The organism is Streptomyces sp. NBC_00683, from assembly GCF_036226745.1.
Lineage (GTDB): Bacteria > Actinomycetota > Actinomycetes > Streptomycetales > Streptomycetaceae > Streptomyces.
Map to the genome: position 1 here is coordinate 3,653,398 of NZ_CP109013.1, position 26,496 is coordinate 3,679,893.

At 70.6% G+C, this 26,496-nt stretch carries 27 protein-coding genes and 1 pseudogene; 12 read left to right on the plus strand and 16 right to left on the minus strand.

Features of this window, described 5'->3' with window-relative positions; all coding sequences use genetic code 11:
• Positions 1 to 20: 20 nt before the first annotated feature.
• The 8 genes from OG257_RS16170 to OG257_RS16205 are packed head-to-tail and all read right to left on the minus strand — an operon-like array spanning position 21 to position 6,916.
• Positions 21 to 2,015, minus strand: a complete 1,995-nt coding sequence (locus tag OG257_RS16170; RefSeq protein ID WP_329208383.1) for an NADH-quinone oxidoreductase subunit 5 family protein — start codon at positions 2,013 to 2,015, stop codon at positions 21 to 23.
• A complete protein-coding gene (gene nuoK / locus OG257_RS16175) occupies positions 2,012 to 2,431 on the minus strand; it encodes an NADH-quinone oxidoreductase subunit NuoK (RefSeq protein ID WP_329208384.1) in 420 nt (139 codons plus the stop codon). The genes OG257_RS16170 and nuoK overlap by 4 nt, the downstream gene beginning before the upstream one ends.
• Positions 2,431 to 2,985, minus strand: coding sequence for an NADH-quinone oxidoreductase subunit J family protein (locus tag OG257_RS16180; protein WP_329208386.1), 555 nt, complete (start codon positions 2,983 to 2,985; stop codon positions 2,431 to 2,433). Before OG257_RS16180 ends, nuoK begins: the two co-directional genes overlap by 1 nt.
• Positions 2,982 to 3,596, minus strand: a complete 615-nt coding sequence (locus OG257_RS16185) for a NuoI/complex I 23 kDa subunit family protein (RefSeq protein WP_329208388.1) — start codon at positions 3,594 to 3,596, stop codon at positions 2,982 to 2,984. The genes OG257_RS16180 and OG257_RS16185 overlap by 4 nt, the downstream gene beginning before the upstream one ends.
• Complete coding sequence (locus OG257_RS16190) at positions 3,596 to 4,564, minus strand: complex I subunit 1/NuoH family protein (protein WP_329208389.1); 969 nt, start codon at positions 4,562 to 4,564, stop codon at positions 3,596 to 3,598. Before OG257_RS16190 ends, OG257_RS16185 begins: the two co-directional genes overlap by 1 nt.
• Positions 4,561 to 5,892, minus strand: a complete 1,332-nt coding sequence (locus OG257_RS16195) for an NADH-quinone oxidoreductase subunit C (protein WP_329208390.1) — start codon at positions 5,890 to 5,892, stop codon at positions 4,561 to 4,563. Before OG257_RS16195 ends, OG257_RS16190 begins: the two co-directional genes overlap by 4 nt.
• On the minus strand, positions 5,889 to 6,524 hold the full coding sequence (locus tag OG257_RS16200) for an NADH-quinone oxidoreductase subunit B (RefSeq protein WP_329208391.1): 636 nt from the start codon (positions 6,522 to 6,524) through the stop codon (positions 5,889 to 5,891). The genes OG257_RS16195 and OG257_RS16200 overlap by 4 nt, the downstream gene beginning before the upstream one ends.
• Positions 6,515 to 6,916 carry an NADH-quinone oxidoreductase subunit A gene (locus tag OG257_RS16205; RefSeq protein WP_053930253.1) on the minus strand — a complete coding sequence of 134 codons (402 nt, stop codon included), beginning with the start codon at positions 6,914 to 6,916 and terminating at the stop codon, positions 6,515 to 6,517. The genes OG257_RS16200 and OG257_RS16205 overlap by 10 nt, the downstream gene beginning before the upstream one ends.
• A 166-nt stretch (positions 6,917 to 7,082) precedes the next feature.
• Here OG257_RS16205 and OG257_RS16210 point away from each other — a divergent pair, with 166 nt between their 5' ends.
• The 5 genes from OG257_RS16210 to OG257_RS16230 all read left to right on the plus strand — a co-directional run bounded on the left by OG257_RS16210 (position 7,083) and on the right by OG257_RS16230 (position 13,952).
• Positions 7,083 to 8,273: a sensor histidine kinase gene (locus OG257_RS16210; RefSeq protein WP_329208393.1), complete on the plus strand. Its 1,191-nt coding sequence runs from the start codon at positions 7,083 to 7,085 to the stop codon at positions 8,271 to 8,273.
• A gap of 180 nt (positions 8,274 to 8,453) precedes the next feature.
• Entirely contained in the window at positions 8,454 to 9,809 is a 1,356-nt protein-coding gene (locus OG257_RS16215) for a sensor histidine kinase (protein WP_329208395.1), read from the plus strand.
• 229 nt (positions 9,810 to 10,038) lie between these two features.
• On the plus strand, positions 10,039 to 10,698 hold the full coding sequence (locus tag OG257_RS16220) for a response regulator transcription factor (RefSeq protein ID WP_329208397.1): 660 nt from the start codon (positions 10,039 to 10,041) through the stop codon (positions 10,696 to 10,698).
• A gap of 247 nt (positions 10,699 to 10,945) precedes the next feature.
• A complete protein-coding gene (locus tag OG257_RS16225) occupies positions 10,946 to 12,901 on the plus strand; it encodes a 2-oxoacid:acceptor oxidoreductase subunit alpha (RefSeq protein ID WP_329208398.1) in 1,956 nt (651 codons plus the stop codon).
• Positions 12,894 to 13,952, plus strand: a complete 1,059-nt coding sequence (locus tag OG257_RS16230) for a 2-oxoacid:ferredoxin oxidoreductase subunit beta (protein WP_329208400.1) — start codon at positions 12,894 to 12,896, stop codon at positions 13,950 to 13,952. Before OG257_RS16225 ends, OG257_RS16230 begins: the two co-directional genes overlap by 8 nt.
• Positions 13,953 to 13,959: 7 nt before the next feature.
• Here OG257_RS16230 and OG257_RS16235 read toward each other — a convergent pair whose 3' ends face one another.
• A complete protein-coding gene (locus OG257_RS16235; protein WP_329208402.1) occupies positions 13,960 to 14,382 on the minus strand; it encodes a winged helix-turn-helix transcriptional regulator in 423 nt (140 codons plus the stop codon).
• Positions 14,383 to 14,489: 107 nt separating this feature from the next.
• Between OG257_RS16235 and OG257_RS16240 the strand changes: the two genes are divergently transcribed.
• Together OG257_RS16240 and rarD are read left to right on the plus strand one after the other, a co-directional pair.
• Positions 14,490 to 15,350, plus strand: a complete 861-nt coding sequence (locus OG257_RS16240; RefSeq protein ID WP_329208404.1) for an NAD(P)H-binding protein — start codon at positions 14,490 to 14,492, stop codon at positions 15,348 to 15,350.
• A gap of 117 nt (positions 15,351 to 15,467) precedes the next feature.
• Entirely contained in the window at positions 15,468 to 16,514 is a 1,047-nt protein-coding gene (gene rarD / locus OG257_RS16245; protein WP_329208406.1) for an EamA family transporter RarD, read from the plus strand.
• A gap of 44 nt (positions 16,515 to 16,558) precedes the next feature.
• Here the strand turns inward: rarD and OG257_RS16250 are convergent, their stop codons facing one another.
• On the minus strand, positions 16,559 to 18,007 hold the full coding sequence (locus tag OG257_RS16250) for an MFS transporter (protein ID WP_329215133.1): 1,449 nt from the start codon (positions 18,005 to 18,007) through the stop codon (positions 16,559 to 16,561).
• Positions 18,008 to 18,171: 164 nt separating this feature from the next.
• Here OG257_RS16250 and OG257_RS16255 point away from each other — a divergent pair, with 164 nt between their 5' ends.
• Together OG257_RS16255 and OG257_RS16260 are read left to right on the plus strand one after the other, a co-directional pair.
• Positions 18,172 to 18,636 carry a winged helix-turn-helix transcriptional regulator gene (locus OG257_RS16255; protein WP_329208408.1) on the plus strand — a complete coding sequence of 155 codons (465 nt, stop codon included), beginning with the start codon at positions 18,172 to 18,174 and terminating at the stop codon, positions 18,634 to 18,636.
• 87 nt (positions 18,637 to 18,723) lie between these two features.
• Entirely contained in the window at positions 18,724 to 19,173 is a 450-nt protein-coding gene (locus OG257_RS16260; protein ID WP_329208410.1) for a hypothetical protein, read from the plus strand.
• A gap of 6 nt (positions 19,174 to 19,179) precedes the next feature.
• On the opposite strand, the gene OG257_RS16265 is transcribed toward OG257_RS16260, so the two are convergent.
• Positions 19,180 to 19,566 (minus strand): SRPBCC domain-containing protein, encoded by a 387-nt coding sequence (locus tag OG257_RS16265; RefSeq protein ID WP_329208411.1) that lies wholly within the window; start codon positions 19,564 to 19,566, stop codon positions 19,180 to 19,182.
• A 13-nt stretch (positions 19,567 to 19,579) separates the two neighbouring features.
• Positions 19,580 to 20,209, minus strand: coding sequence for a CGNR zinc finger domain-containing protein (locus OG257_RS16270; RefSeq protein ID WP_329208413.1), 630 nt, complete (start codon positions 20,207 to 20,209; stop codon positions 19,580 to 19,582).
• 22 nt (positions 20,210 to 20,231) lie between these two features.
• Here OG257_RS16270 and OG257_RS16275 point away from each other — a divergent pair, with 22 nt between their 5' ends.
• From OG257_RS16275 to OG257_RS16285, 3 genes are all read left to right on the plus strand, one after another.
• The gene (locus tag OG257_RS16275; RefSeq protein WP_329208415.1) at positions 20,232 to 20,681 is read left to right on the plus strand and encodes a VOC family protein; all 450 of its coding nucleotides are present in this window, start codon (positions 20,232 to 20,234) and stop codon (positions 20,679 to 20,681) included.
• A gap of 66 nt (positions 20,682 to 20,747) precedes the next feature.
• Positions 20,748 to 21,554: an HAD family hydrolase gene (locus tag OG257_RS16280; RefSeq protein WP_329208416.1), complete on the plus strand. Its 807-nt coding sequence runs from the start codon at positions 20,748 to 20,750 to the stop codon at positions 21,552 to 21,554.
• A gap of 134 nt (positions 21,555 to 21,688) precedes the next feature.
• Positions 21,689 to 22,237 (plus strand): flavodoxin family protein, encoded by a 549-nt coding sequence (locus tag OG257_RS16285; protein WP_329208418.1) that lies wholly within the window; start codon positions 21,689 to 21,691, stop codon positions 22,235 to 22,237.
• 142 nt (positions 22,238 to 22,379) lie between these two features.
• Here OG257_RS16285 and OG257_RS16290 read toward each other — a convergent pair.
• From OG257_RS16290 to OG257_RS16305, 4 genes and pseudogenes are all read right to left on the minus strand, one after another.
• A pseudogene (locus OG257_RS16290) lies at positions 22,380 to 22,958 on the minus strand (TetR/AcrR family transcriptional regulator); the annotation flags it as partial.
• 198 nt (positions 22,959 to 23,156) lie between these two features.
• A complete protein-coding gene (locus tag OG257_RS16295; RefSeq protein ID WP_329208420.1) occupies positions 23,157 to 24,047 on the minus strand; it encodes an ABC transporter permease in 891 nt (296 codons plus the stop codon).
• On the minus strand, positions 24,034 to 25,014 hold the full coding sequence (locus OG257_RS16300; RefSeq protein WP_329208422.1) for an ABC transporter ATP-binding protein: 981 nt from the start codon (positions 25,012 to 25,014) through the stop codon (positions 24,034 to 24,036). The genes OG257_RS16295 and OG257_RS16300 overlap by 14 nt, the downstream gene beginning before the upstream one ends.
• A 103-nt stretch (positions 25,015 to 25,117) precedes the next feature.
• Entirely contained in the window at positions 25,118 to 26,383 is a 1,266-nt protein-coding gene (locus tag OG257_RS16305) for a LolA family protein (protein ID WP_329208424.1), read from the minus strand.
• Between the last annotated feature and the right edge of the window lie 113 nt (positions 26,384 to 26,496).

Here is a 26,496-nt window from a genome sequence, read left to right on the forward strand (position 1 = left end):
GCGCTGATATCGATCACGGTTCACGCCCCGGCGTTGACGTTGGCAAAGACGACGGCGGCGATCGCCAGGACAAGGGATCCGGCGAGCAGCGCGCCGAGGTAGGTCTGCACGTTGCCGGTCTGGGCGCGGCGGACCACGGTGCCGAGCCCGCGGGCGATGCTGCCCGAGGCGCGGACGTACGTGTCGACGACCTCGCGGTCCAGGAAGCGGACGAGGCGGGCGGCTTCCTGGACGGGGCGGACGAAGGCCCTCGTGTACAGGGCGTCGAGGTGGAAGCCGGTGACGGCGTGCCGGTGGAGGGGGCCGAGCAGGAGACGGCCGGGGTCCGAGGGGTCGGGGGCGTCCGCGATGGTGCCGTAGGCGGCGGTGTGGGAGGTCATCGCCTCGACCTCCACCAGGGCGGGTTCCGCGTCGGGGTGGGCGGCGACGGCGCCAACCGGGGGACGGTCGGCCATCGCCATGGTGTGGCGCCAGGCCCCGTAGGTGACGAGTCCGCCGACGAGGCCTACCCCGGTGGAGAGCACGGCGGTCGTGAGGGACGGGGTGAGGCTGTGTCCGTCGAACCAGTCGGCGATGACACCGACGGTGAGGCCGAAGGCGATCGTGGGGACGGCGAGGACCCAGAGCACGGAGGTCATCGCGACGGGCTGCTTGCCGTGGTCCGGGGCCTCGGTGCCGCGCCCGCGGAAGGCGAGGAGCCACAGGCGGGTGGCGTAGGCGGCGGTGAGGACAGCGGCGAGGAGCCCGGCGACGAGGATCGTCCAGCCTGCGGCCGCGGGCGCCACGTCACGGTCGCCGAAGGCGGTGTGCTCGGCGGCGACGAGCACGGCTTCCTTGGAGAAGAAGCCGGCGAACGGGGGGATGGCGGCGAGGGCGAGGAGGGCGACGGTCATCGTCCAGTACGCGTCGGGGATGCGCTTGGTCAGGCCGCCCATGCGGGACATGGCGGCCAGTGAGTTGGTTCCCGCGGCGTGGATGACGACGCCCGCGGCGAGGAAGAGGACCGCTTTGAACGCACCGTGCGAAATGAGGTGGAAGACGGCGGCACCCCTGTCGCCGACGGCCAGGGCTCCGGACATGTAGCCGAGCTGTCCGATGGTCGAGTAGGCGAGGACGCGTTTGATGTCGTCCTGGGCCAGAGCGGCAAGTCCGGAGCCGATCATCGTGACGGCGGCCATCACGGCGAGGACGACGAGGGCCGCGCCGGATTCCGCGAAGACGGGGAGGAGCCGGGCCACGAAGTAGATACCGGCGGCGACCATCGTCGCGGCGTGGATGAGCGCGGAGACCGGGGTGGGGCCGGCCATCGCGTCGGGCAGCCAGGTGTGCAGGGGGAACTGCGCGGATTTGCCCGCGACGCCTGCGAGGAGCAGCAGGGCGATGAGGGTGGGGTGGTCGAGTCCGCCGTTGGCGACGGCTCCGAGGATCCCGGTGATGCGGAAGGTACCGGTGTCCGCGGCGAGTGCGAACAGGCCGATGAGGAAGGGGACGTCGCCGAGCTTGGTGACGAGGAAGGCCTTGAGGGAGGCGGCGCGGGCCTCGGGCGTCTCCCAGTAGTGGCCGACCAGGAAGTACGAGCAGATGCCCATGATCTCCCAGCCGACCAGGAGCACCATCAGGTCGCCGGAGTAGACGACGAGCAGCATCGCGGAGGTGAAGAGGGAGACGAGGGCCGCGTACGAGGGGTAGCGGGCGTCGTCGCGCAGGTAGGCCGTCGAGTAGATCTGCACACAGGTGGCGACGAGTGCGACGAGTACGGCGACGAGGACGGCGAAGCCGTCGAGGTACAGGGCGAGGTCGATGGGGACCGAGCCCGTGGGGGTGAGTTCGGTCGCGGCGACGACGGCCGGGCCGCCGCCCTGGCGTACGGCGACGACGACGGCGATGACGCCTGCGGCGAGCGTGGGCAGTACGGCGAGGGGGCGTGCGTAGCCGGTCCTGCCGAGGAGGAGTCCGGCGGCGGCACCCAGGAACGGGAGGAGGGGGACGAGGACGGCGAGGGTCGTGGTGGTCACGCGGTGGCCTCTGCCTTCTTTGCCTTCCCTGCCGGAGCAGTGGCCGGGTCTGCGGTGCCGTGGGCGGCGTCGTCGGTGTCCTCGTCGCCGGGGAGCGTCTCGGCCTCGTCGGTCTCCGCGGTGTCGCGGAGGCGGTCGACGTCCGAGCTGCCCCGGTTGCGGTAGACGGCCAGGACGATCGCCAGGCCGATACCGATCTCGGCTGCGGCGATGGCGATGGTGAAGAGGGTGAGGGCCTGGCCGGAGTGGAGCGCGTCCCGGAGCCAGACGTCGAAGGCGACCAGGTTGAGGTTGACGGCGTTGAGCATCAGCTCGACGGACATCAGTACGAGGATCGCGTTGCGGCGGGCGAGGACTCCGTACAGCCCGGTGCAGAAGAGGAGGACGGCGAGCACGGCGGGATAGGCGAGGTGCATCAGCTCTTGTCCTCTCGGTCCTTGCGGGACAGGACGATCGCGCCGACGAGGGCGGCGAGCAGCAGGACGGAGAGCGCCTCGAAGGGCAGCACCCAGTGCCGGAAGAGGAACTCGCCGGACGCCTCGGTAGAGCCCTGGGCCGGTCCGTCCAGGTCGATCCAGGTCGTACGGAAGGCGTCCACGACGACCCAGACGAGGGCGGCTGCCGAGGCAACGGCCACGCCCAGGGCGACCCAGCGGTTGCCCGAGTCTGCGTCCGGTGAGCGGCCGATGGGGGCCCGGGTGAGCATCAGCCCGAACAGGAGGAGGACGACGACGGAGCCGATGTAGATCAGCACCTGCACCCAGGCGATGAACTCGGCCGTGAGCAGGAGGTACTCGACGGCCAGACCGCCGAGCGCCACGACGAGCCAGAGGGCGGCGTGCACGAGCTGCTTGGTGGTGACGGTGATGAGCGCCGCGCCGAAGGTGGCGAGTCCTACGAGGAGGAAGGCGATCTCGACGCCGGTCGGGGAGAGGAAGCCGGGGTGACCGGCGGCCGCTGCGAGGCTCACTCCTGTCCCCCCTGTTCGACGTCCGGTGCCGCGTTCTGTCCCGCGTCCTGTCCCGTGGCCTGGTCGGCGACGGCCTGTTCCGCTTCCTGGGCCGCCTGGAGCTTCTCGGCCGTCTTGCGGGCGGCTGCGATCTCCTTCGGCTCCTCGGCTCCCGGGTCGAGCGCGGGCGGCTCGGGCACGGTCCACATCCATTCGCGGAGCTTGTCGCGCTCGTGGGTGAGTTCGTGGATGTCCGTCTCGGCGTACTCGAACTCCGGTGACCAGAAGAGTGCGTCGAAAGGGCACACCTCGATGCAGATACCGCAGTACATGCAGAGGGCGAAGTCGATCGCGAACCGGTCCAGGACGTTGCGGCTGCGCTCGCGGCCACCCGGGGCGGCAGCGGGCACGGTCTCCTTGTGGGAGTCGATGTAGATGCACCAGTCGGGGCACTCGCGTGCGCAGAGCATGCAGACGGTGCAGTTCTCCTCGAACAGCCCGATGACGCCGCGGCTACGGGGCGGCAGTTCCGGCTGGACGTCCGGGTACTGGGCGGTGACCGTGCGCTTGGTCATGGTCCGCAGGGTGACGGCGAGACCCTTGGCCAGGCCTGAGCCGGGGATCGGAGGCACTAGTTGATCGCCACCTTCACGATGCCGGTGAGCGCGATCTGCGCGAGAGCGAGGGGGATGAGCGTGGTCCAGGCGAGCTTCTGCAGCTGGTCCTCGCGCAGACGGGGATAGGTGACGCGGAGCCAGATGACGACGAAGGCGAGGACGGCCACCTTGAGCAGGGTCCAGACCCAGCCGAGCCCGTCGGCACCGAGCGGGCCGTGCCAGCCGCCTAGGAAGAGAACGGTGGTCAGCCCGCACAGGACGACGATTCCGGCGTACTCGGCGAGCAGGAACAGGGCGAAGCGCAGGCCCGTGTACTCGGTGTAGGCACCGAAGATGATCTCGGAGTCGGCCACCGGCATGTCGAACGGCGGACGCTGGAGTTCGGCGAGACCGGCCACGAAGAAGACCAGGGCCCCGACGATCTGCCAGGGCAGCCACCACCACTCGAAGGCGTTCAGGATGCCGGGGAGCGAGACGGTGCCGGCCGCCATGGCCACGGAGGCGGCGGCGAGCAGCATCGGCAGTTCGTACGCGAGGAGCTGCGCGGCGGTGCGGAGGCCGCCGAGGAGCGAGAACTTGTTGGCCGAGGCCCATCCCGCCATCAGCGAGCCGAGCACGCCGATGCCCATGACGGCGAGCACGAAGAAGATGCCCGCGTCGACGACCTGGCCGACCGCGCCCTCACTGGGCCCGATCGGGATGGCGACGAGCACGAGGAGGTACGGGAGGAGGGCGACGGCGGGGGCGAGCTGGAAGATGCGGCGGTCGGCGTCGGCCGGGACCACGTCCTCCTTCTGTGCGAACTTCACGCCGTCCGCGACGAGCTGGGCCCAGCCGTGGAACCCGCCCGCGTACATCGGGCCGAGCCGGCCCTGCATGTGGGCCATCACCTTGTGCTCGGCCTGTCCCACGACGAGCGGGACGACCATGAACACGGCGAAGACGATGACGAGCCGGATGGCGACGTCGAGTACGTCGTTCACGCGGTATCGCCTCCGGCGGGACGGTCGGTTCGGGGGTCTGGCTCGGGGTCGGGTTCGGCCTCGGGGCCCGGCTCGGGCTCGGGGTCCGTTTCAGCCTCGGGCCCGGTCTCTTCGGCCTCGGTGGTCCCGGCCCCCGCGGCCCGGTCCGCAGCAGCCTCCGGAGCGGGGCCCGCGTCCGGCGCAGGGGCGGCGGGTTCGGGCTCGGGTGCGTCCGCGGCGCCGTTGCCCGCCTCGTCGAAGGCAGGGCGTGCGTGGTGCCAGGGTGCGTCCGTGCTGCGGACGGCACGAGGCGCACGCGTGCTCGTGGGCCCGGTGTCTGTGGGCCCGGCGTCTGTGGGCTCGGCGTCTGTGGGCCCGGCGTCAGCCGGTGCAGGTGCCGCGTCCGCCTCGGAGGGCGGTGCGGTCTCCCCACCGGTGGCCGGCGGCGGCCCGGCCGGAGCTGGAGGCTCGGTGGCCGGGGCGGCAGGCTCCGCCGACTGGCTCGCCGACCCCTGGGAGACACTGCGGCTCCGACGCGGCGGGGCGGCCTGCGGAGTCGCCGTGACATCCGGCGCAGTGGCATCCGGCGCAGTGACATCCGGTGTCGTGGCATCCGGTGTCGTGGCATCCGGTGTCGTGCCCGCCGCGGCGTCCGGCGCCGCGGGGCGCTGCGCCGCCGAGCCTTCGCCCGCGGTGCGGGCCCTGCGTACAGGACGGTCGCCCGCCGCCCGGGCACCCCTGGCCGGGCGGGCCGGGGCAGGCGGGAGCTGGCCCTTGAGCGGGCCCCACTCGTTGGGGTCGGGGACGCCCGGCGGCAGCATGGTGCGCCGCTTGGGCCCGCCGTGTTCGGACTCGCCCGGCTCCTTCGCGCCCGGCCAAGCCTTGGCGACCCGGGCGGCCAGGACGAAGTCCTTCCGCAGCGGGTGGCCTTCGAAGCCCTCGGGCAGCAGGAGCGGAACCAGATGCGGGTGGTCCTCGAAGCGGACGCCGAACATCTCGTGCGTCTCGCGCTCGTGCCAGGCCGCACCCGCGTACACGTCGATCGCGCTGGGCAGTGCGGGCGCCTCGTGCGGGACCGTCGTACGCACCAGCAGGCGCCGGACCCGGCCGCTGCTCGGCGCGGCGACGTGGGCGCAGACGAGGAAACCGGTGCCCGGCTCATCGACCGCGCTCAGCCAGTCGAAGTAGCCGCAGCCCAGCTCGTCGCGGGCCGTTTCGAGGGCGGCGATCCACGAGGAGGCGGGAACGTCGACGGTCAGCAGGTCGTACGCGTACGCAGCCGTGGCGTCCTCGCCGAAGATGTCGGCGACGGCATCCGGCAGCCGGTCGTACGTGTCCGCGGCGTTCACTTCTGCTCCTCCCCCGGTGCCTTCGGGGCGGCGACGAGACCGCTGCGGAGCGCGGCGGTCGAGGGGCGGGCGGTGTCCTCGGTGGCGTACCGCTCGGCGAGCGACTCGCGGGCGATCTTCTCCTGGAGCTTGAGAATGCCCTGGAGCAGGGCTTCGGGCCGGGGCGGGCAGCCGGGTACGTACACGTCGACGGGGATGATCTGGTCGACGCCCTTCGTCACGGAGTACGAATCCCAGTAGGGGCCGCCGCAGTTGGAGCAGGCGCCGAAGGAGATGACGTACTTCGGTTCGGGCATCTGCTCGTAGAGCCGCTTCACCGCGGGGGCCATCTTGTCCGTCACGGTGCCGGACACGATCATGAGGTCGGCCTGCCGCGGGCCGGGGGCGAACGGGATCACGCCGAGCCGGATGAAGTCGTGGCGCGCCATGGAGGCGGCGATGAACTCGATGGCACAGCAGGCGAGTCCGAAGTTGAAGACCCAGAGGCTGTAGCGGCGGCCCCAGTTGAGGACCACCTTCATCGGTTCGGGCGCGAGCCGGGACAGCACACCGAGCTTCTTCGGCTCGGGCAGCAGCGTCGGATCGGGCAGCGGAACGGGAGGTTCGGGGTTCGGCCGGCTCGTCACGCCCATTCGAGGACGCCCTTCTTCCATGCGTAGAGCAGTCCTACGGCCAGGAAACCGAGGAAGATGAACATTTCCACCAGCGTCGTCGCACCGTATCCGGGTGCCGCGAACACCGTTGCCCACGGGAACAGGAAGATCGAGTCGACGGCGAAGATCACGTACAGGAAGGCGTAGACGTAGTAGCGGACCTGGGTGTGGGCCCAGCCCTCCCCCACGGGGTCCACGCCGCACTCGTAGGTGAGAAGTTTCTCCGGCGTCGGGACCACGGGCCTGAGCAGTCGGCCGGCCCCGAAGGCGACGGCGACGAACAGCACGCCGACCAGGGCGAGCAGTCCGACCACTGAGTAGCTCTGGAAGTAGTCCGACGCGAGAACGGTCGGTCCCGGCACGTCCGCCACGTCCGCCCCTCGCTCCCTCAGCTGTCCGACGTCTGTACGCACGGGAGTCTAGGCCCTGTTAAAGAGAGGGTAAGCAGCCGCGTCGGACAAGTGGTGGGGTTATCCCTACTTCGCCCCACCCACGAACCCCATGGCGTGCGCGGGTTCCGCCCGGCAGGCTGGGTCCATGACCATGAGCCCCTCCCTGCCGGACAACGACCGTCCGCCGCCCGCCCGCTTCGCTTTCGACCGGCAGACGTGGAAGGAGATCGCGTATCTCCTGGCCAACCTTCCGATGGCAATTGCCGGATTCGTCTACACCGTGTTCCTGATCGGTGTGGGCGTGGGGCTCTCCGTCACCGTCGTCGGTCTGCCGTTGCTCGCCCTCGGGCTGCAGGGCGCGCGCGGGCTCGGCCGGGCGGAGCGGGCGCGTGCGCGGGGGATGCTCGGGGTGCGGATCGATGAGCCGAGCCCCATGCCGCGCAGCCGCCGCGACCGGGGGTTCTTCTCCTGGCTGTGGTCGGGGCTGAGGGATCCGGTGGGCTGGCGGGCGCTGTTGTTCTCGTTCATGCGGCTGCCGTGGGGTGTGGCGACGTTCGCCGTGACGCTGGTGAGCCTCTTCGTGCTCTGGCCGGTGCTTCCCTACATCGCGCGGGGGCTGACGAACGCGGACCGGGCGATGGTGCGGGGGCTGCTCTCCCCCTCCGACGAGCTGGAGGCCCGGATCGCCGAGCTGGAGTCGGACCGCGGGGTGGTCGTGGACACCGCCGCCGCGGACCTGCGCCGCATCGAACGGGACCTCCACGACGGCGCCCAGGCCCGCCTCGTCGCCCTCGCCATGGACCTCGGCCTCGCCAAGGAGAAACTGACCGCCGACCCCGAAGCAGCCGCCCGCATGGTCGACGAAGCCCACGGCGAAGTGAAGGTCGCCCTCCAGGAACTCCGCGACCTCGCCCGCGGCATCCACCCCGCCGTCCTCACCGACCGCGGCCTGGACGCGGCCCTCTCCGCCATCGCCTCCCGCTGCACCGTCCCCGTGAACGTGTCCGTGGAGCTGCCCGGCAGGCCCGCGGAGGCCATCGAGGGCATCGCGTACTTCACCGTGTCCGAGCTCCTCCAGAACGTCAGCAAGCACAGCCGCGCCCGGTCGGTGTCCGTCGAGGTGTGGCGCTCGCACGAGCGGCTGCTGATCCAGGTGACGGACGACGGGGTCGGCGGTGCGCGGCTGGACGGCGGCACGGGCATGGCGGGGCTGGCGGAGCGGCTGGGCGCGGTCGACGGGCTGTTCGTGCTGGACTCTCCGGAGGGCGGGCCAACCACGGTCACCGCGGAGCTGCCGTGGCGCGACCGTACGGCAGCCGCGTCGAAGACCCTCTGACGGCGTTCCGGTGGTGGAGGGGTGGGGAAAACCCCCGGCCGGATACGGAGACCGTCCTCATGGTGCGGATCCTCCCGGCGCAGCAGTCTTGAGATACCAGCCGTTGTATCGGCCCGCGGGGAGCTCCCGCTCAGAAGAAGCGGGGAGTTCCCGCCCAGAAGAAACGGACGGACGCCACTGATGGCCACGGCATACGGACCGGACACACGGGACCACCACCGGCCCGGTGCCGGATCGGGCGGCTACCCCCCGGAGAAGCACTTCTTCCCGGCGGCCCTGCGCGCGCCCTTCGAGGCGCGGACGTGGCGCGAGCTCGCCTATCTGGTACTGAGCCTGCCGATCAGCGTGGTGCTGTTCAGCTTCGCGATCACGATGATGTCGCTGGGCCTGGGCATGCTGATCACCTTCCTCGGCATTCCGATACTCGCCGCGGGTCTGGTCATGTGCCGCGGCTTCGGCGCGATGGAGCGTGTCCGCGCCCGTGGGCTGCTGAGGCTGGACGTGGCCGATCCCGCGCCGGTACGGGGCAGGACGGGCGGCCTGATGTCCTGGGTCGGTGCGGTACTGAAGAGCGGGGTGTCCTGGCGGCATCTGCTCTACGCCCTGCTGCACTTCCCGTGGGCGCTGTTCGCCTTCGTCGTCTCGGTGACGTTCTGGACGTACGGGTGGGCCATGTTCACCTATCCGCTGTGGCGCTGGGTCTTCCCGGCGTACGCGGGCATCGACGGGGTCCAGCTGTACGGCGACAGCACCCATCAGATCTACCTCGACTCCGCCTTCGAGATGGCGGTCACCAGCGGTCTCGGCCTGGTCCTCGTCCTGGTCACGCCGTGGATCATCCGCGGTCTGGCGTCCGTGGACCGGGTGATGGTCGGCGGCCTGCTCGGCCCCTCGCGGCTGGCGACCCGGGTCTCGGAGCTGGAGTCCGACCGCGGGGTGGTCGTGGACACGGCCGCCGCGGACCTGCGCCGCATCGAACGGGACCTCCACGACGGCGCCCAGGCCCGCCTCGTCGCCCTCGCCATGGACCTCGGCCTCGCCAAGGAGAAACTGACCGCCGACCCCGAAGCAGCCGCCCGCATGGTCGACGAAGCCCACGGCGAAGTGAAGGTCGCCCTCCAGGAACTCCGCGACCTCGCCCGCGGCATCCACCCCGCCGTCCTCACCGACCGCGGCCTGGACGCGGCCCTCTCCGCCATCGCCTCCCGCTGCACCGTCCCCGTGAACGTGTCCGTGGACCTGGAGTCGCGGCCCGCCCAGGCGATCGAGGGCATCGCGTACTTCACGGTCTCCGAGCTCCTCCAGAACGTCAGCAAGCATGCGCGGGCCACCCGTGCGGGGGTCGATGTGTGGCGTGCCGCGGACCGGCTGATGCTCCAGGTGACGGACAACGGGCGCGGCGGGGCCGACCTCACGTCGGGCAGTGGTCTGGCCGGTCTGACCGAGCGGCTGGACGCGGTGGACGGCATCCTCGTGGTGGACTCCCCCGCCGGCGGCCCGACGACGGTCACGGCCGAGCTGCCCTGGCGGGGCTGAGAGTTCCCGCCGCGCACGAACCACTCCAGCGCAGCGCCCCGGCCGCCTCGACGGCGGCCCGGGGCGCTGCGCTCGGCGTGCGGCGGACGAAAGCTGCTTGTACGGCCCGTCCGGGCGTCGATCCTGGGATGCTTGGCGTCGCGGGGACGGCGCGTTCGGCGGCGTACGCACGGATCACCATCAAACGTTGAACATGGACAGTGGGGGACACAGCGTCGTGGAGGAACGAGTGCGGGTTGTCATTGCCGAGGACTCAGTACTGCTTCGGGAGGGACTCACCCGGCTTCTGACCGATCTCGGGCACGACGTCGTCGCGGGGGTGGGGGACGCCGAGGCGCTGATCAAGACCGTGAGCGACCTCGCCGCCCAGGACGCGCTGCCCGATGTGGTGGTCGCCGATGTGCGGATGCCACCGACCCACACCGACGAGGGGGTGCGGGCCGCGGTGCGGCTGCGCAAGGAGTACCCGGACATCGGGGTGCTGGTCCTCTCGCAGTACGTCGAGGAGCAGTACGCCACCGAGCTGCTGGCCGGCAGCAGCCGGGGGGTGGGTTACCTGCTGAAGGACCGGGTCGCCGAGGTCAGGGAGTTCGTGGACGCCGTGGTGCGGGTGGCCCAGGGCGGGACCGCGCTGGACCCCGAGGTGGTGGCGCAGCTGCTGGGCCGGAGCCGCAAGCAGGACGTGCTGGCGGGGCTCACCCCGCGCGAGCGGGAGGTCCTCGGTCTGATGGCGGAGGGGCGGACGAATTCGGCGGTGGCCAAACAGCTGGTGGTCAGCGACGGCGCAGTGGAGAAGCACGTCAGCAACATCTTCCAGAAACTGGGGCTGTCACCCAGTGATGGAGATCACCGGCGTGTTCTGGCTGTTCTCACCTATCTCAAGTCGTAGTGATCCGACGATGTAGTGGCAGTGGAGCGAAATCCCAGGCCTGGAACGAAAGGATGAGTGCCGAAGGCGTTCATCCGACGGCCGGGGGGTCCGAGAAATATGGCAAAGCGTGACGAATCCGTGTCCCAAAAACACGTCCACCATATGATCGGTCCAAAGAAGGCGACCCTTACAGAAGTAGGGTGGGGCCTGGACCGCCGGCGGGCCGGCCGGTCCCGAGCCGCCGCCCCGAGGGAGGTCCAGTTCAGTGACCAGCCAGGTCAGTAGCCCAGCCGGAAAGACCGATGAGGCCAGCGAGGCTGTCGTCGGGGAGCAACGCGCCCCCCAGTCAGATCAACCGGGCGCCGCTGAGAAGGAAATCCGCCGTCTGGACCGGGTGATCATTCGCTTCGCGGGTGACTCGGGTGATGGCATGCAATTGACGGGTGACCGGTTCACGTCGGAGACGGCGTCGTTCGGGAACGACCTGTCGACGCTGCCGAACTTCCCGGCCGAGATCCGGGCGCCTGCCGGTACGTTGCCGGGTGTGTCGTCGTTCCAGCTGCACTTCGCGGACCACGACATCCTGACCCCGGGCGACGCACCGAACGTCCTGGTCGCGATGAACCCCGCCGCACTCAAGGCGAACATCGCCGATGTTCCGCGCGGGGCGGACATCATCGTGAACACGGATGAGTTCACGAAACGCCCGATGGCGAAGGTCGGTTATGACACGTCTCCGTTGGAGGACGGGTCGCTCGAGGCGTACAACGTGCATCCGGTGCCGTTGACGACGTTGACGATCGAGGCTTTGAAGGAGTTCGGGCTTTCCCGTAAAGAGGCCGAGCGGTCGAAGAATATGTTTGCGCTCGGGTTGTTGTCGTGGATGTACAACCGTCCGACGGAGGGTACGGAGAAGTTTCTCCGGTCGAAGTTCGCGAAGAAGCCGGTCATTGCCGAGGCGAATGTGGCGGCGTTCCGGGCGGGCTGGAATTTCGGTGAGACGACGGAGGACTTCGCTGTCTCTTATGAGGTGGCTCCTGCGACGCAGGCGTTCCCGACGGGTACGTACCGCAATATTTCTGGGAATCTCGCGTTGTCGTACGGTTTGATCGCGGCGGGGCGGCTGGCGGATCTGCCGGTGTACCTGGGTTCGTATCCGATCACTCCTGCGTCGGACATCCTGCATGAGCTGTCGCGTCACAAGAACTTCGGTGTGCGGACGTTCCAGGCGGAGGACGAGATCGCGGGGATCGGGGCGGCGCTGGGTGCGGCGTTCGGTGGTTCCCTCGGGGTGACGACGACGTCGGGTCCGGGTGTGGCGCTGAAGTCGGAGACGATCGGTCTGGCGGTGTCTTTGGAGTTGCCGTTGCTGATCATCGACATCCAGCGGGGTGGTCCGTCGACGGGGCTGCCGACGAAGACGGAGCAGGCGGATCTGCTGCAGGCGATGTACGGGCGCAACGGTGAGGCTCCGGTGCCGATCGTGGCTCCCAGGACGCCGGCGGACTGCTTCGACGCGACGCTGGACGCGGTGAGGATCGCGTTGACGTACCGGACTCCGGTGTTCCTGCTGTCGGACGGGTATCTGGCGAACGGTTCGGAGCCGTGGCGGATCCCGGAGATCGACAGTCTTCCGGATCTGCGGACGCAGTTCGCGACGGGCCCGAACCATGAACTGGCCGACGGTACGGAGGTGTTCTGGCCCTACAAGCGGGATCCTGGGACGCTGGCCCGTCCGTGGGCGGTGCCGGGGACGCCGGGGCTGGAGCACCGGATCGGCGGGATCGAGAAGCAGGACGGCACGGGGAACATCTCCTACGACCCGGCCAACCACGACTTCATGGTCCGTACCCGCCAGGCGAAGATCGACGGGATCACGGTGCCGGACCTGGAGGTCGACGATCCGGCGGGGGCCGCCACCCTGGTGCTGGGGTGGGGTTCGACGTACGGGCCGATCACCGCGGCGGTACGGCGGCTGCGGGCGGCCGGTGAGCCGATCGCGCAGGCCCACCTGCGTCACCTCAACCCGTTCCCGAAGAACCTCGGCGAGGTGCTGAAGCGGTACGACAAGGTCGTCGTCCCGGAGATGAACCTCGGCCAGCTCGCCACCCTGATCCGGGCCAAGTACCTGGTCGATGCCCGCAGTTTCACCCAGGTCAACGGAATGCCCTTCAAGGCCAAGCAGCTCGCCACAGCCCTCAAGGAGGCCATCGATGCCTGACACCAACGAACTCCTCCACCTGGTCCCCAAGGCCGAGGGCAAGCAGTCCATGAAGGACTTCAAGTCCGACCAGGAGGTGCGCTGGTGCCCGGGCTGCGGTGACTACGCGGTTCTCGCGGCGGTGCAGGGGTTCATGCCCGAACTCGGGCTGGCGAAGGAGAACATCACCTTCGTCTCCGGCATCGGCTGCTCCTCGCGCTTCCCGTACTACATGAACACCTACGGGATGCACTCCATCCACGGCCGCGCCCCCTCCATCGCGACCGGGCTGGCCACCTCACGCCGCGACCTGTCGGTCTGGGTCGTCACCGGCGACGGGGATGCCCTGTCCATCGGCGGGAACCACCTCATCCACGCCCTGCGCCGCAACGTCAACCTCAAGATCCTCCTGTTCAACAACAGGATCTACGGACTGACCAAGGGCCAGTACAGCCCCACCTCCGAAATCGGCAAGATCACCAAGTCCACGCCGATGGGATCCCTCGACGCCCCCTTCAACCCCGTCTCCCTCGCACTGGGCGCCGAGGCGTCCTTCGTCGCCCGCACCGTCGACTCCGACCGCAAGCACCTCACCAGCGTGCTGCGCGCGGCGGCCGACCACCCGGGCACCGCACTCGTGGAGATCTACCAGAACTGCAACATCTTCAACGACGGCGCCTTCGACGCCCTCAAGGACAAGGACCGGGCCGAGGAAGCCGTCATCCGCCTCGAACACGGCCGGCCCATCCGCTTCGGCGCCGAAGGCCACAAGGGCGTCGTCCGCGACCCGGTCACCGGCGACCTCGAAGTCGTCGCGGTCACCGAGGACAACCAGTCCCGCATCCTCGTCCACGACGCCCACAACCCCAGCCCCACCACGGCCTTCGCCCTGTCCCGCCTCGCCGACGCCGACACCCTCCACCACACCCCCATCGGTGTCCTGCGCAGCGTCGAGCGACCCGTCTACGACACCCTCATGTCCGACCAGCTCGACACCGCCGTCGAACAACACGGCAAGGGTGACCTGAGCACCCTGCTGGCGGGCAACGACACCTGGACCGTGATCGGCTGATCCGCCGTCACGCCTGTTCGCCGGGGCCCGGAGCCGACTGGTTCCGGGCCTCGTCGTATGCCGCGCGCGCCGACCCGACCTTGTCCACCTGACGCTCGGACCAGCGGGCCAGTGCCCAGACCTGGTCGGCGGCCTCCCTGCCGAGCGGGGTGAGCGAGTAGTCCACGCGGGGCGGGATCACCGGCTTCGCGTCCCGGTGCACGAAGCCGTCGCGCTCCAGCGTCTGCAGGGTCTGGGCCAGCATCTTCTCGCTGACGCCTCCGACCTCGCGGCGCAGTTCGCTGAACCGGTAGGAGCGCTCCAGGAGCGCGGCCAGCACGAGCACGCCCCACCGGCTGGTGATGTGCTCGAGGACCAGCCGGGAGGGGCAGTTCTGCTGGTTGACGTCGGGGCGCCTACCGCCCACTTCGTCCAGGATGCTTACCTTCATGCCAGTACCTTACTTCAAAGTGGGTACTTTCCTGTAGTTAGTGCCGCTCCTATGGTGAGTGCTGTCCCCCCTCGCATCAGTAACAGCGCCACCAGGAGAGAACCCCCATGAGCATCGTCGTCACCGGAGCCACCGGACAGCTCGGCCGCCTCGTCATCGAGCAGCTGCTCGCCACGGTGCCGGCGGACGGGATCGCCGCCGTCGTCCGCAGCAAGGAGAAGGCCGCATCCCTCGCCGCCCGCGGCGTCGAGATCCGCATCGCCGACTACGACCGGCCGGAGACCCTCGCCGATGCGTTCCGGGCAGGCGACCGGGTGCTGCTGGTCTCCGGCAGCGAGATCGGCCGGCGGGTGGCTCAGCACACGGCCGTGATCGCCGCCGCGAGGGCGGCGGGCGTCGCCCAGTTCGCGTACACCGGTGTGCTGGGCGGGCCGGACGCGGACTTCCAGCTGGCCGCCGAGCACAAGGTGACGGAGCAGCTGATCCTCGACTCGGGACTCCCGTACACCCTCCTGCGCAACGGCTGGTACACCGAGAACTACACGGACAACCTCGCGCCCGTCCTGGAGCACGGGGCCGTCGTCGCCAACGCGGGTGACGGCCGTATCGCGTCCGCCTCGCGTGCCGACCTCGCCGCCGCCGCGGCGGCCGTACTGACCGGCGAGGGCCACCTCGGCACGGCGTACGAGCTGAGCGGCGATGTCGCCTGGTCCCTGGCCGAGTACGCCGCCGTGGTCGCCGCCGCGACCGGCAAGGAGATCGTGTACACGAACGTGCCCGCCGCCGCGCACCGGGAGATCCTCGTCGGCGCCGGGCTGCCCGAGGGCCTCGCGGCGATCCTCGTCGACGTCGACGAGGCGATCGGGCGCGGACTCCTCGCCGGTACGAGCGGTGACCTGGCCCGCCTGATCGGCCGGCCGACGACCCCGCTCGCCGGGACGGTGGCGGCCGCGGTCTCCGCCGGGTGAACGACCGGCGGTAGCCCTGTCACGAGTGTTTCCGTGAGACGGCTATGACACGGGGCCTTTCCGGCGCTACCGTCGTGCAGTCGGCCGATCGCCGACGCAGGAGCGCCGGGAGGGCCCGTGAAGGGGAAGAACGAACAGCGGGCAGGCCTGCTGTACGGAATCGGCGCGTACGGGATGTGGGGCCTCGTGCCCCTGTTCTGGCCGCTGTTGGAGCCGTCCGGAGCGATGGAGATCCTCGCTCACCGGATGGTCTGGTCGCTGGGTGTCGTGGGCATCGCGCTGCTCGCCCTGCGCCGCTGGGCCTGGATCGGCGAACTGCTCAGGCAGCCCGCGAAGGTGGGCCTGATAGCGATTGCCGCGACGGTCATCTCCGTCAACTGGGGCATCTACATCTGGTCCGTCAACAACGGCCATGTCGTCGAGGCGTCGCTCGGCTACTTCATCAATCCGCTGGTCACGATCGCCATGGGCGTCCTGCTGCTCGGTGAGCGGCTGCGGCCCGTGCAGTGGACCGCGGTGGCGACCGGTTTCGCCGCGGTGCTGGTCCTGGCGATCGGCTACGGGCAGCCGCCCTGGGTCTCGCTGGCCCTGGCCTTCTCCTTCGCGACGTACGGCCTGGTGAAGAAGAAGGTCAACATGGGCGGCCTGGAATCGCTGGCCGCCGAGACCGCCGTGCTGTTCGTGCCCGCGCTCGGCTTCCTCCTGTGGCTCGCCGCGCGCGGTGACACGACGTTCCTGGTCGGGGGCGCGGGACACGGGGCGCTCCTGGCCGCGACAGGCCTCGTGACGGCGGTCCCGCTCGTCTGCTTCGGTGCGGCGGCGATCCGGGTGCCGCTGTCCGTGCTCGGCCTGCTGCAGTACCTGGCTCCGGTCTTCCAGTTCGGGCTCGGCATCCTGTACTTCCATGAGGCGATGCCGCCCGAGCGGTGGGCCGGATTCGCGCTGGTCTGGGTGGCGCTGATGCTGCTGACCTGGGACGCGTTGCGGACGGCCCGACGGACACGGGCCGAGGCGCTGCGCCTCGCCGTTCTGGCCGCCGAGGCCGGGGCGCCGGTAGACACGAGCGCCGCTCCGACGCCGGATGCGGTGCACGGCACGACGCAGGGGGCGTCTGCCGGTACGGATTCGGGCGCGGCGGCCGCGGAGCGGGCACCGGCTTCCTGACCGGGGGGGCCAGGTGGATCCGGTACCCGCTCCGACTCCCCCGCTCAGGCCCCGGCTCCTTCGGTGGCCCTCGGCTCCCCTGCGTGCACCGGTGCGGCGGGTCCGCCCGAAGGGCCGGCCTTGCGCCTCCCCGTGCGCAGGCCGTACGCCGTGATCAGCGCGCCCAGCACCACCATCACCACCGGCACCACCAGTGCCGCGCGGAAGGCCGTCAGCGTGGCGGCGGCCGAACCGTCCGTTCCGGCCGAGACGGCGCCGTACACCGCGGTCACGGCCGAGATGCCGACCGCCGAGCCGAACTGCGTCGAGGTGTGCAGCAGTCCTCCCGCCAGCCCCTGCTCGGCGTCGGGCACGCCGTCGGTCGCGGCGATGGACAGCGGACCGTACGCCAGCGCGAAGGCTGTTCCGGTGAGGATCAGGGTCGGGAACATCGCGAGGTACGTCCAGTCGAGCCCGATCGGCAGGAACAGCCCGTACGAGGCGATGGCGAGCACGAAGCCGCCGAGGATGACCCGCGCGTTGCCGAAGCGGTTGACCAGGCGCGGGGTCAGGGTCGGGGCCAGGACCGCGTCGGCGCCCATCACCACCAGGGCGAGCGCGGTCTGAAGCGAGGACCAGCCGCGCAGCTCCTGGAGGTACAGGGTCACCACGAACTGGAAGCCGAAGAAGGAGCCCACGAAGAGGAGCGCCCCGAGGTCGGCGCGGATCATGGACGCCCTGCGCAGCATCGCGAGCCTGACGAGCGGGGCGGAGGCCCGTCGTTCGATCAGCACGAAGAGCCCCGCCAGGAGCAGTCCGGCCGCGAAGGCCCCGGCCGGCAGCGCCCAGCCCTCGGCCGCGTGCTCCAGGCGCACGATCCCGAAGGCCAGGAGCAGCATCGCGCCCGCCGCCGTCGCGGCCCCCGGCAGGTCGAAGCCGCCGGTGCGCACGGGCCTGGGCTCGACGGGGACGGTACGGACTGCCGCGAGCAGGATGCCCGCGGCGAGGATCACGGGTGCGAAGAACACCCAGCGCCAGCCGAGCTGGGTGAGCAGACCGCCGATGACGAGGCCGAGCGAGAAGCCGCCGGCCGCGGTGCCGGCGAAGACCAGCAGGGCCTTGTTGCGCTGCGGCCCCTCCTCGTACGACGTGGTGATCAGCGACATGGCCGCGGGGGTCATGAAGGCGGCGGCGACGCCGGTGACGAAGCGGGCCACGATCAGCATCCAGCCTTCGGTGGCCAGGCCCCCGAGACCGGAGAAGAGCAGGAACACGGTGAGCCAGACGAGGAACATCCGGCGTCTGCCGAGCAGGTCGGCCGCGCGGCCGCCGAGGAGGGTGAAGCCGGCGTAGCCGAGGACGTAGGCACTCATCACCCACGCCGCGGTGCCGGTCGACAGGTCCAGGTCGGCCCTGATGGACGGGACGGCCACGGCGAGCATGGCGACGTCGATGCCCTCCAGGAAGATCGTGCCGCACAGGACGAGCAGCAGGGCCCAGGCGCGGGCGGACAGTGCGGGTGCGTTGGGTGCGGCGACAGACACAGGAGTCCCCTTGTCGTGGTCCGGAGTGCTGCGAGGCCCCGAGGGCGTGGAGCGGTACGGGGCAGGTGCGGTTACGAACAGGAGGGTCAGTTCCCTCTTGTAACCATGGAAAGCGTGCGCCAGCATGGGGCTTTATGGAAGAAGGCACTTCAAAGTCACCGAGGCACCCCGGAGGCACCGTGACCACGCTCCCGCCGGAGCCGCACACGACGGCAGGCGATCCCGACCCCTTCCAGTGGGACACCCGCGAGGGCTGCGAGGTGCGGCAGATCCTGGACCGGGTCGCCGACAAGTGGTCCCTGCTGGTGATCGCGCTGCTCGACCGCCGCAAGCTCCGCTTCACCCAGCTGAAGCGGGAGATCGACGGCATCAGCCAGCGGATGCTGACCGTCACCCTGCGCCAGCTGGAGCGCGACGGACTCATCGAGCGGACGGTCCACCCGGTGGTACCGCCCAGGGTGGAGTACGAGCTCACGCCTCTCGGCGGCACGCTGCACACCACGATCCGCACCCTGGTGACCTGGACCGAGGAGCACCAGGACGAGATCGCGGCGGCCCGTGCGGGCTACGACGCACGCGCCGCCCTGGCGGAACGCTAGGGAGTTCCGTATGGATCATGGCGTCGGACCGGGTGGGTGTGGCATGCATGGTGGACGGCACACGCAAAGGCTGATTGAGTGCCCGGGATGGGGACGATTCTGGGGGACATGAGGCACGTTCAGTGGCATGAGCTGCGCCATGCGGGCGGCTCCGCCTCCCAGGTCCCCGGCATGCTGTCGCGGATCGCCTGGGGCGACAGCGAGTCCGCCGAGGACGCGCTGAGCGACCTGGGGCAGTGGATCGGCGCTCTGGCCGTCTTCGACTCGACGGTCGCCACGGTGCCGTTCCTGTGGGAGCTCGCCGCGACGCAGTCGGTGAAGGACCGCGTCGGAGTGCTCGGACTGCTGCGGACGATCCTCGCCCACGGGCACACGCACCACCCCGAGTGGACGAGGGACGCCCACCTGGCCGTCCTGGCGGGCCGGACGACGGCCCTGCGGCTCACCGGCGACGGCGATCCAGCGGTCCGCGAGTCCGCCCAGGAGCTGCTGACCGCGCTCGACGGGCACGTCTGCAGGACCTGCCCGCCCGAGTAGGACGGCTCAGCCGAGCGCGGCCGCGACCCGGTCCATCACGTGCTGCCAGTGGGCGCGCCGCTCCTCGCGTTCCTCCGCACTCGTCAGACGCTCCTCGTGGAAGCGGAGTACCGCCCTGTCCTCCGGGCTGGGCGACACCGTGACCTGGACCGTCGTGGAGCCGTGGGTCAGCCGGATGCGGTTGCCAGGGTGGTAGCTGCGGATCTCGCCCTCGACGCCGCCGGCCGTGCGGTACGGGGCGCCCTTCTCGGTGGGCAGCGGTGACGCGGAGCCGAGCCAGAGGGCCACGCCCTCGTCGCCGGCGATGAACTCCCAGACGGCCGAAGCGGTCCTGGGCAGGGTCCTGGAGACCCCGATCTCCCACCCGGCATCCTGTGTGAGTCCGGTCGGCATCATGCCTCTCCCTTCACTCCCCGGCGTCGCCGGGTTCCGTGTGGCGGGCGCGGTGCGCCCGTACCTTGTGGCGGTTCCCGCAGCGGCCCATCGCGCACCAGCGCCGCCTGCCGGGGCGGGAGGTGTCGACGAAGTGCAGGGCGCACCCGTGGGCCTCGCATTCGCGGATCCGGGTGGCGTACGGGCCGGTGAACAGCTCCACGGCATCCCGGGCGACCGTCGACAGGAGTGCCGTTCCGGTGGCCCCCGGCGCCCACTCCCGGCTGCCGCCGACCGTCATCAGGGCCACCAGCGGGGGCTCGGCTGCGGCCGCGTTCACCACGTCCATGTCGGCCGGTGCGAGGGCGAGTCCCTTCGCGCGGGCCTGGGTCATCCGCCAGAGCGCGCCGCGCAGTTCATGGGCGCGGGCCAGCTCCGCCTCGCCGGCCAGGAGCACCGGACCGCCGGGCAGCCGACTCTCGCCGGCCCATCGGGCCAGGTCGGCGGGCTCGTGCAGCGTTTCGTAGTGCCAGGGCACGCCGCCCGGATCGCTGGTGAGCAGCAGCTCCAGACACAGGGCACCCGGATCGAACCGGTACGAACGGCCCTGCCGTGTGCGGAGGATCAGCCCCGGCTCCGGCGTGCCTGTTGCCGACGCAGTCATGTAACCACTATAAACGGTTTCCATGACCCTGCACTGGAAAGTCGTCATCGATGCCCAGGACCCGCACGCCCAGGCCGACTTCTGGGCCGAGACGCTGGGATACGCGGTGGAGGACCACAGCGTCCTGATCGAGGAGCTGCTCGGCTTCGGGGCGGTGGACGAGTCCCTCACGACCGAGTCCCACGGGCGCCGGGCCTGGCGCGACCTCGCCGCGGTGCGGCACCCCGACGATCCGCACGAGGACAAGAGCGGCACGGGCCTCGGACGCCGGCTGCTCTTCCAGCGCGTCCCGGAGCCGAAGACGGTGAAGAACCGCCTCCACCTGGACGTACACACACCCCCGGGACAGCGCGAGGCGGAGGTGGAACGCCTGGTGGGGCTGGGCGCGAGCGTGCTGCGCATCGTCGACGAACCCTCCGGGTCCTGGCAAGTACTCGTCGACCCGGAAGGCAACGAATTCTGCGTCCAATGACAGGGCTGACCGTCCGCGCAGGTCAGCGGGGTACGGCCGGAAGCCGATCTCCCTAGGCTGACCCCCATGCTGACGCCACCCGCCTACACCCTCGTCGCCACGGATCTGGACGGCACCCTCCTGCGTCCCGACGACACCGTGAGCCCCCGCTCCCGGGCCGCCCTCGCCCGCGCCGCCTCCGCCGGTGCGCGGCATCTGATCGTCACGGGCCGGCCGGTGCCCGGCATACGCGGCCTGCTCGCGGACCTGGGCTACGACGGCCCCGTGGTCTGCGGGCAGGGCACACAGGTGTACGACGCCGGGTCGGCCCGCATGCTGAGCTCGGTGACCCTGGACCGGGAACTGGCCGACACCGCGCTCGGCAAGATAGAGGCCGAGGTCGGGCCGGTCTTCGCCGCGGTCGACCAGGACGGCACCGAAGGCCGCACCCTGATCGAGCCGGGCTACCGCATGCCGCACCCCTCGCTGCCCGCCCGGCGGACGGAGCGCCGCAGCGAGCTGTGGGCGGCACCGATCATCAAGGTCCTGGTGCGTCACGCGGAGCTGACGGACGACGAGCTGGCGGCGGCGGCCCGCGGGGTCGTGGGGAATCTGGCGACCGTCACGATGGCGGGGCCGGGCACGGTGGAGCTGGCGCCGTACGGCGTGGACAAGGGGACCGGGCTCGCACTGGCGGCAGAGGTGCTGGGCTGCGACACCGCCGACGCGGTGGCGTTCGGCGACATGCCCAACGACCTGCCGATGTTCCGTCGTTCGGGCCACCGGGTTGCGATGGCCAACGCCCACACCGAACTGAAGGCGGCGGCGGACGAGGTGACTCTGTCGAACGAGGACGACGGCGTCGCGGCTGTCCTGGAGCGACTGTTCGGCTGAGCGACTGAGCGGCTGAGCGGCTGAGCGGCTGAGCGGCTGAGCGACTACGGCTGAGCGACCTTCCCCCATTTTCATGCGCGTGCATATAATGCGGACGCAGGTAACAGTCGCACGCCGTCAACTGGGGGACCATCATGGCCACGCGCAGCTTCCTCTTCCTGCTCGGCAGCAGCCGCGCCGACGGCAACACCGAGACGCTCGCCCGGCTCGCCGCCGAGCAGCTCCCGGCCGATGCCGGGCAGCGCTGGCTGCACCTGCGGGACCTGCCGCTGCCCGACTTCGAGGACCTGAGGCACGCGGACGGCGAGCACCTGCCCCCGACCGGGCACGCCGCGACGCTGCTGGAGGCCACGCTCGCCGCCACCGACGTGGTCATCGCCTCGCCGCTGTACTGGTACTCGGTCTCCACCTCCACCAAGCGCTACCTGGACCACTGGTCGGGCTGGCTGAGGCTGCCCGGCGTCGACTTCAAGCAGCGGATGGCCGGCAAGACCCTGTGGGGGGTCACGGCACTCGCGGACTCTGATCCCGCGGTCGCCGAGCCGCTGGCGGGCACCCTGAGGATCTCCGGTCAGTACCTGGGGATGCGGTGGGGCGGGGTACTGCTGGGCAACGGCAGCAAGCCCGGTGACGTCCTGTCCGACACCGCGGCGCTGACCCGGGCCAAGACCTTCTTCAGCTGACGCGGTCCGGGCCGGGCCCCTCGGGGTCCGGCCCCTCGGGGCCGGGATCCCCAGGGCCGGGAACCTCCGGTCGCGACGACTCCGCGCCGCTCCCTTCCGGCCCGGGCGCCTCAGGTCCCGACGCACGGGCCGGTTCCGCCCCGGCGCCCAGCGACCGCAGGACATGGGCCACCAACGCGACGACCGTCGCGTCGTCCTGAGCCGGCTTGCGCAGCACATGGCGGTAGTAGACGGGCCCGTAGAGCATTTCCACGGCCAGCGGCAGATCGGCGCCCTCCGGAATCTGGCCCTGCTCCTGGGCGCGGCGCAGCCGCCCCACGGCTCGCTCGACCCGCGGGTCGACCAGCTGCTCCCTGACCGCCACCGCGAGGTCGTCGTCATGGTGCATCTCGGAGAGGATCCCGGCGTAGGCGGGGCCGTACGGCGGCGAGGACATCAGCTTCACCGCGCTGTTGATGTGGGTCCGGAGATCGGCCGCGATGTCACCGGTGTCGACGAACGGCGTCGCACCGACGAGCGCCTCGGTGAAGGCCTCGAGGAGCACCGCACCCTTTGACGGCCACCAGCGGTAGATCGTCTTCTTGCTCACCCCGGCGCGGGCGGCGATGGCCTCGACGGTGACCCGTCCGTACCCCTTCTCCGTGCACAGCTCCATGGCCGCGTCCAGAGTCGCCCGTCGTGATCGCTCACTGCGGCGCAGGGAACTCGGCGATGTGATCATTCGGTGAGCATAGGGGGATTCGCGCCGCTGCTTGTTGACAGCCCGTCGCCAGAAGTCGAACAATGACCTGGAAGAAACGGAACGTACCGTGTCGTGACGTTCCGTACTTCTTTCCGTTCGTGCCGTTTGCGCCGCGACGAGCCGATCGGGGGACGGCTCGACCGGCCGACGGCGCGGACGGCCCCCGGTGAGCCGCCTTCAGACAGTGATGTCCTTCGTGGTGAAACGCGCCCAGGCCGCCGAGCCGAACACCGCCGCGTACGCTCCCTGCAGTCCGAGGTTCCTGGCCATCTCGTCCCAGTAGACGGGGTCGCGCAGCAGGTCCGTGAAGGACATCCAGTAGTGCGGGAAGAGATACGGGTGGATCCCGTCCAGCTGCGGCATCGCGTCCAGGATCTGTACGGTGATCAGCACCCCCACGGTGGCCGCCATCGCCGCGATCCCGCTGTTGGTGAGCGTCGAGACGAACAGGCCGAGCGCCGCGAATCCCGTCAGGGACACCGCCACCGCCACCGCGATCAGACCGGCCCGCACGAGTCCTTCGCCGAAGCCGATCCGGGTGCCCGAGATCGTGGTGACCTCGCCGACGGGGAAGAGCAGCGCACCCACCGCGAGTGCTGATGCCGCCACGACCAGCGTCGCGACCAGGCAGAACGCCAGCACCGAGGCGTACTTCGCGAGCAGCAGCCGGGTCCGGCCCGCCGGGGCGACCAGAAGGTAGCGCAGGGTGCCGCCGCTCGCCTCACCCGCGACGGAGTCGCCGGCGACGACCCCGACCGCCATCGGGAGGAAGACGGGGAGCGTCGCGGACAGGGCCGCGAAGACGAGGAAGAGGCCGTTGTTGGTGATCTGGGCGAGGAACGCCGGCCCGCCGCCCCCGCCGCCGGGGCCCGCCGAGGAGCCGTCGCTCGTCTCGATCCTCACGGCGATCCCGATGAGCACGGGTACGGCGGCCAGCACACCGAGCAGCGCCAGGGTGCGCCAGCGACGGAGCGTGGTGGTGAGTTCGGAGCGCAGGATCCCCAGCGTCCACAGCGGGCTGCGCGGGGTGCGGGGTACGGCCGCCGTGGTGAGTTCAGCCTGCGACATCGAATCCCTCTCCGGTGAGTGCGACGAAGGCGTCCTCGAGCGAGGCCCGTTCGACGCCGAAGGACCGTACGCGGACTCCGCCGCGCACCAGGGCGGCGTTGAGGTCCGCCAGTTCGACCTCGCCCGGTGGCGCGTCCGCGCTGACCCGGTCCCCGTCGCTCAGGAGGCCCTTCGCCCCGTGCTCCCGGAGGATGCGGGCGGCGGCGCCCGGGTCGGGGGTGGTGACGGAGAGCCGGCCGCGGGTGCCCGCCGCGAGTTCGGCGACAGGGCCCTGCGTGAGGAGCCGCCCACGGGCCATCACCGCGGCATGCGTACAGACCTGTTCGATCTCGTCGAGCAGGTGGGAGGAGAGGAAGACGGTGGTGCCCTCGGCCGCGAGCTCGCGGATCAGGGAGCGGATCTCGCGCATGCCCTGCGGGTCGAGACCGTTGGTCGGCTCGTCCAGGACGAGGAGTCTGCGGGGCTGGAGCAGCGCGGCGGCGAGCCCGAGGCGCTGTTTCATGCCGAGCGAGTACGCCTTGGCCTTCTTGCCGGCCGCGGCGCCGAGGCCGACCCGGTCCAGGGCGCCTTCGACGCGTGCGCGGCGGGTGCGCGGATCGGCGGAGGGGTCGACGGAGTCGTACCGCCGGAGGTTGTCGCGGCCGCTCAGGAACCCGTACAGCGCGGGCCCTTCGATCAGTGCGCCGACCTGCGGGAGCACGGTGCGGGAGGCGGCGGGCATGGATCTGCCGAGGACGTGTGCGGTGCCCGACGTCGGGTCGATGAGGCCCATGAGCATCCGGATGGTGGTGGTCTTGCCCGAGCCGTTGGGGCCGAGGAAGCCGAAGACGCTGCCGCCGGGGACGCTGAGGTCGAGTCCGTCCACGGCGAGCTGGCCGCCGCGGTAGCGCTTGGTGAGGCCGCGGGTCTCGATGACGGGGGCCGGCCCCGGTCCCGCCTCCACCGGCCCGGCCGCTGTGTCGGTCATGCGCACTCCCGGTCCCTTCCCACTCGCCGCCGTGGGGCTGCCGTCCGTGAACGGGCCGCCCCGCCGTACGGAGCGTACGGCGGGGCGGTACGTACGGCGCGTACTACTTGGCGGTGTCGGCGGCCTTCACCAGCGCGTCCTTGGTGACCGCGCCGACGTAGACCTTGCCGTCGTCCGTCACCAGGGCGTTGACCAGGCGCGTCTTGAAGACCGTGCCCGAGCCGAAGTCGCCGGTGACCTTGTCGCCGAGGGCGTCCAGGAACTGCATGGCCCCCTCCGGCACATCACCGGATCCGGTGCCCTCCGTGGGAAGCCCCGCGAGGCCCTTGCCGCCGGGGGTGTCGATCACGGCGACGGCGTTCCAGCCCTCGCCGATGACGTTGAGGCCCTTGAAGTCCTCCAGGTCCGCGAGGTCCTCCGGAACCTTGTCCGCCTTGGCGTTCTTCTCCGCCTCGGCCTGCAGCTCGTCGGCCTCGGTCACCTTCGCGCCCTTGGGCGGGGTGAAGGAGAAGGAGGACGCGTCGGGCTTCTTGAAGTCGACCTTCGTGAAACCGGCGTCGATCGCGGCCTTGCCGCCGCTGCTCGGCGACAGGGTGAACTTCAGCGGTACGCCGTTCTCGGCGTCCACCGCGATCCTGATGGAGCCGATCGTCGAACCGGACTGCTTGGGCTTGATCAGCAGCTGGTACGCGTCGCGGCCCGCCACCTGCGCCGTGCCGTCGACCGTGACCGACGTGGTGTCACCCGCTGCGGCGAGTGCCTCCTCGGCCAGCTCCTTCGGCGTGGCCGGGACACCGCCGGGCGCCTTGTGCTCCTTGGCCTTCCCGCCCGCGCGGTCGCCCTGCTCGCCCTGCGCGTGGTATGCCTCGTTGGACTTGCTGTCGTACGCCCAGACATCGTCCCCGTTGTGGACGATGCTGTACTCGGAGGCCTCGCCGAGGATCGACAGGCGCTGCTTGTCGGGGCCGTCGGCCGCCACCCGCAGCGTGTGCGTCCCGGAGGCGAGCTCCATCAGCTTCGCCTCGGGCGCGGCGCTCGATGTGCCGGCGTCCCCCTTGTCCGTACCGGTCGCGCCCTGGGCGAAGGAGTCCGCGAGTCCGCCGAGGGACGGGATGCCGAGGTCGGTGCTGACCTTCACCGTGCCGGAGAGCTGCTCCTCGTCCGATGCGGCGATCTTCTCGATGAGTTCCTGCGCGGTGATCTTCGGCAGCTCCGGGTCCCCGGAGCTGGCGAGCGCCGGGACGAGTCCGATCGTCGCGGCGGCCACCCCCGCCACTGCGACGGGAACGATGTAGCGTGCGGCCTTCCTGCGGCCCACGACAGTGCCCGTGGCCTCGCCGTTGGTCTCTGCGCTGTCGTTCGGTGCCATGTGTGCCCTACCTCCGTGGTCGGCGGCTTCCGTCCGGTTGCACTCTGTCCACTCCCTGCCGCCATTCTCACCCGATGTGGTCAGGAGTGGTTGTTCTCCATCTGACCAAATCG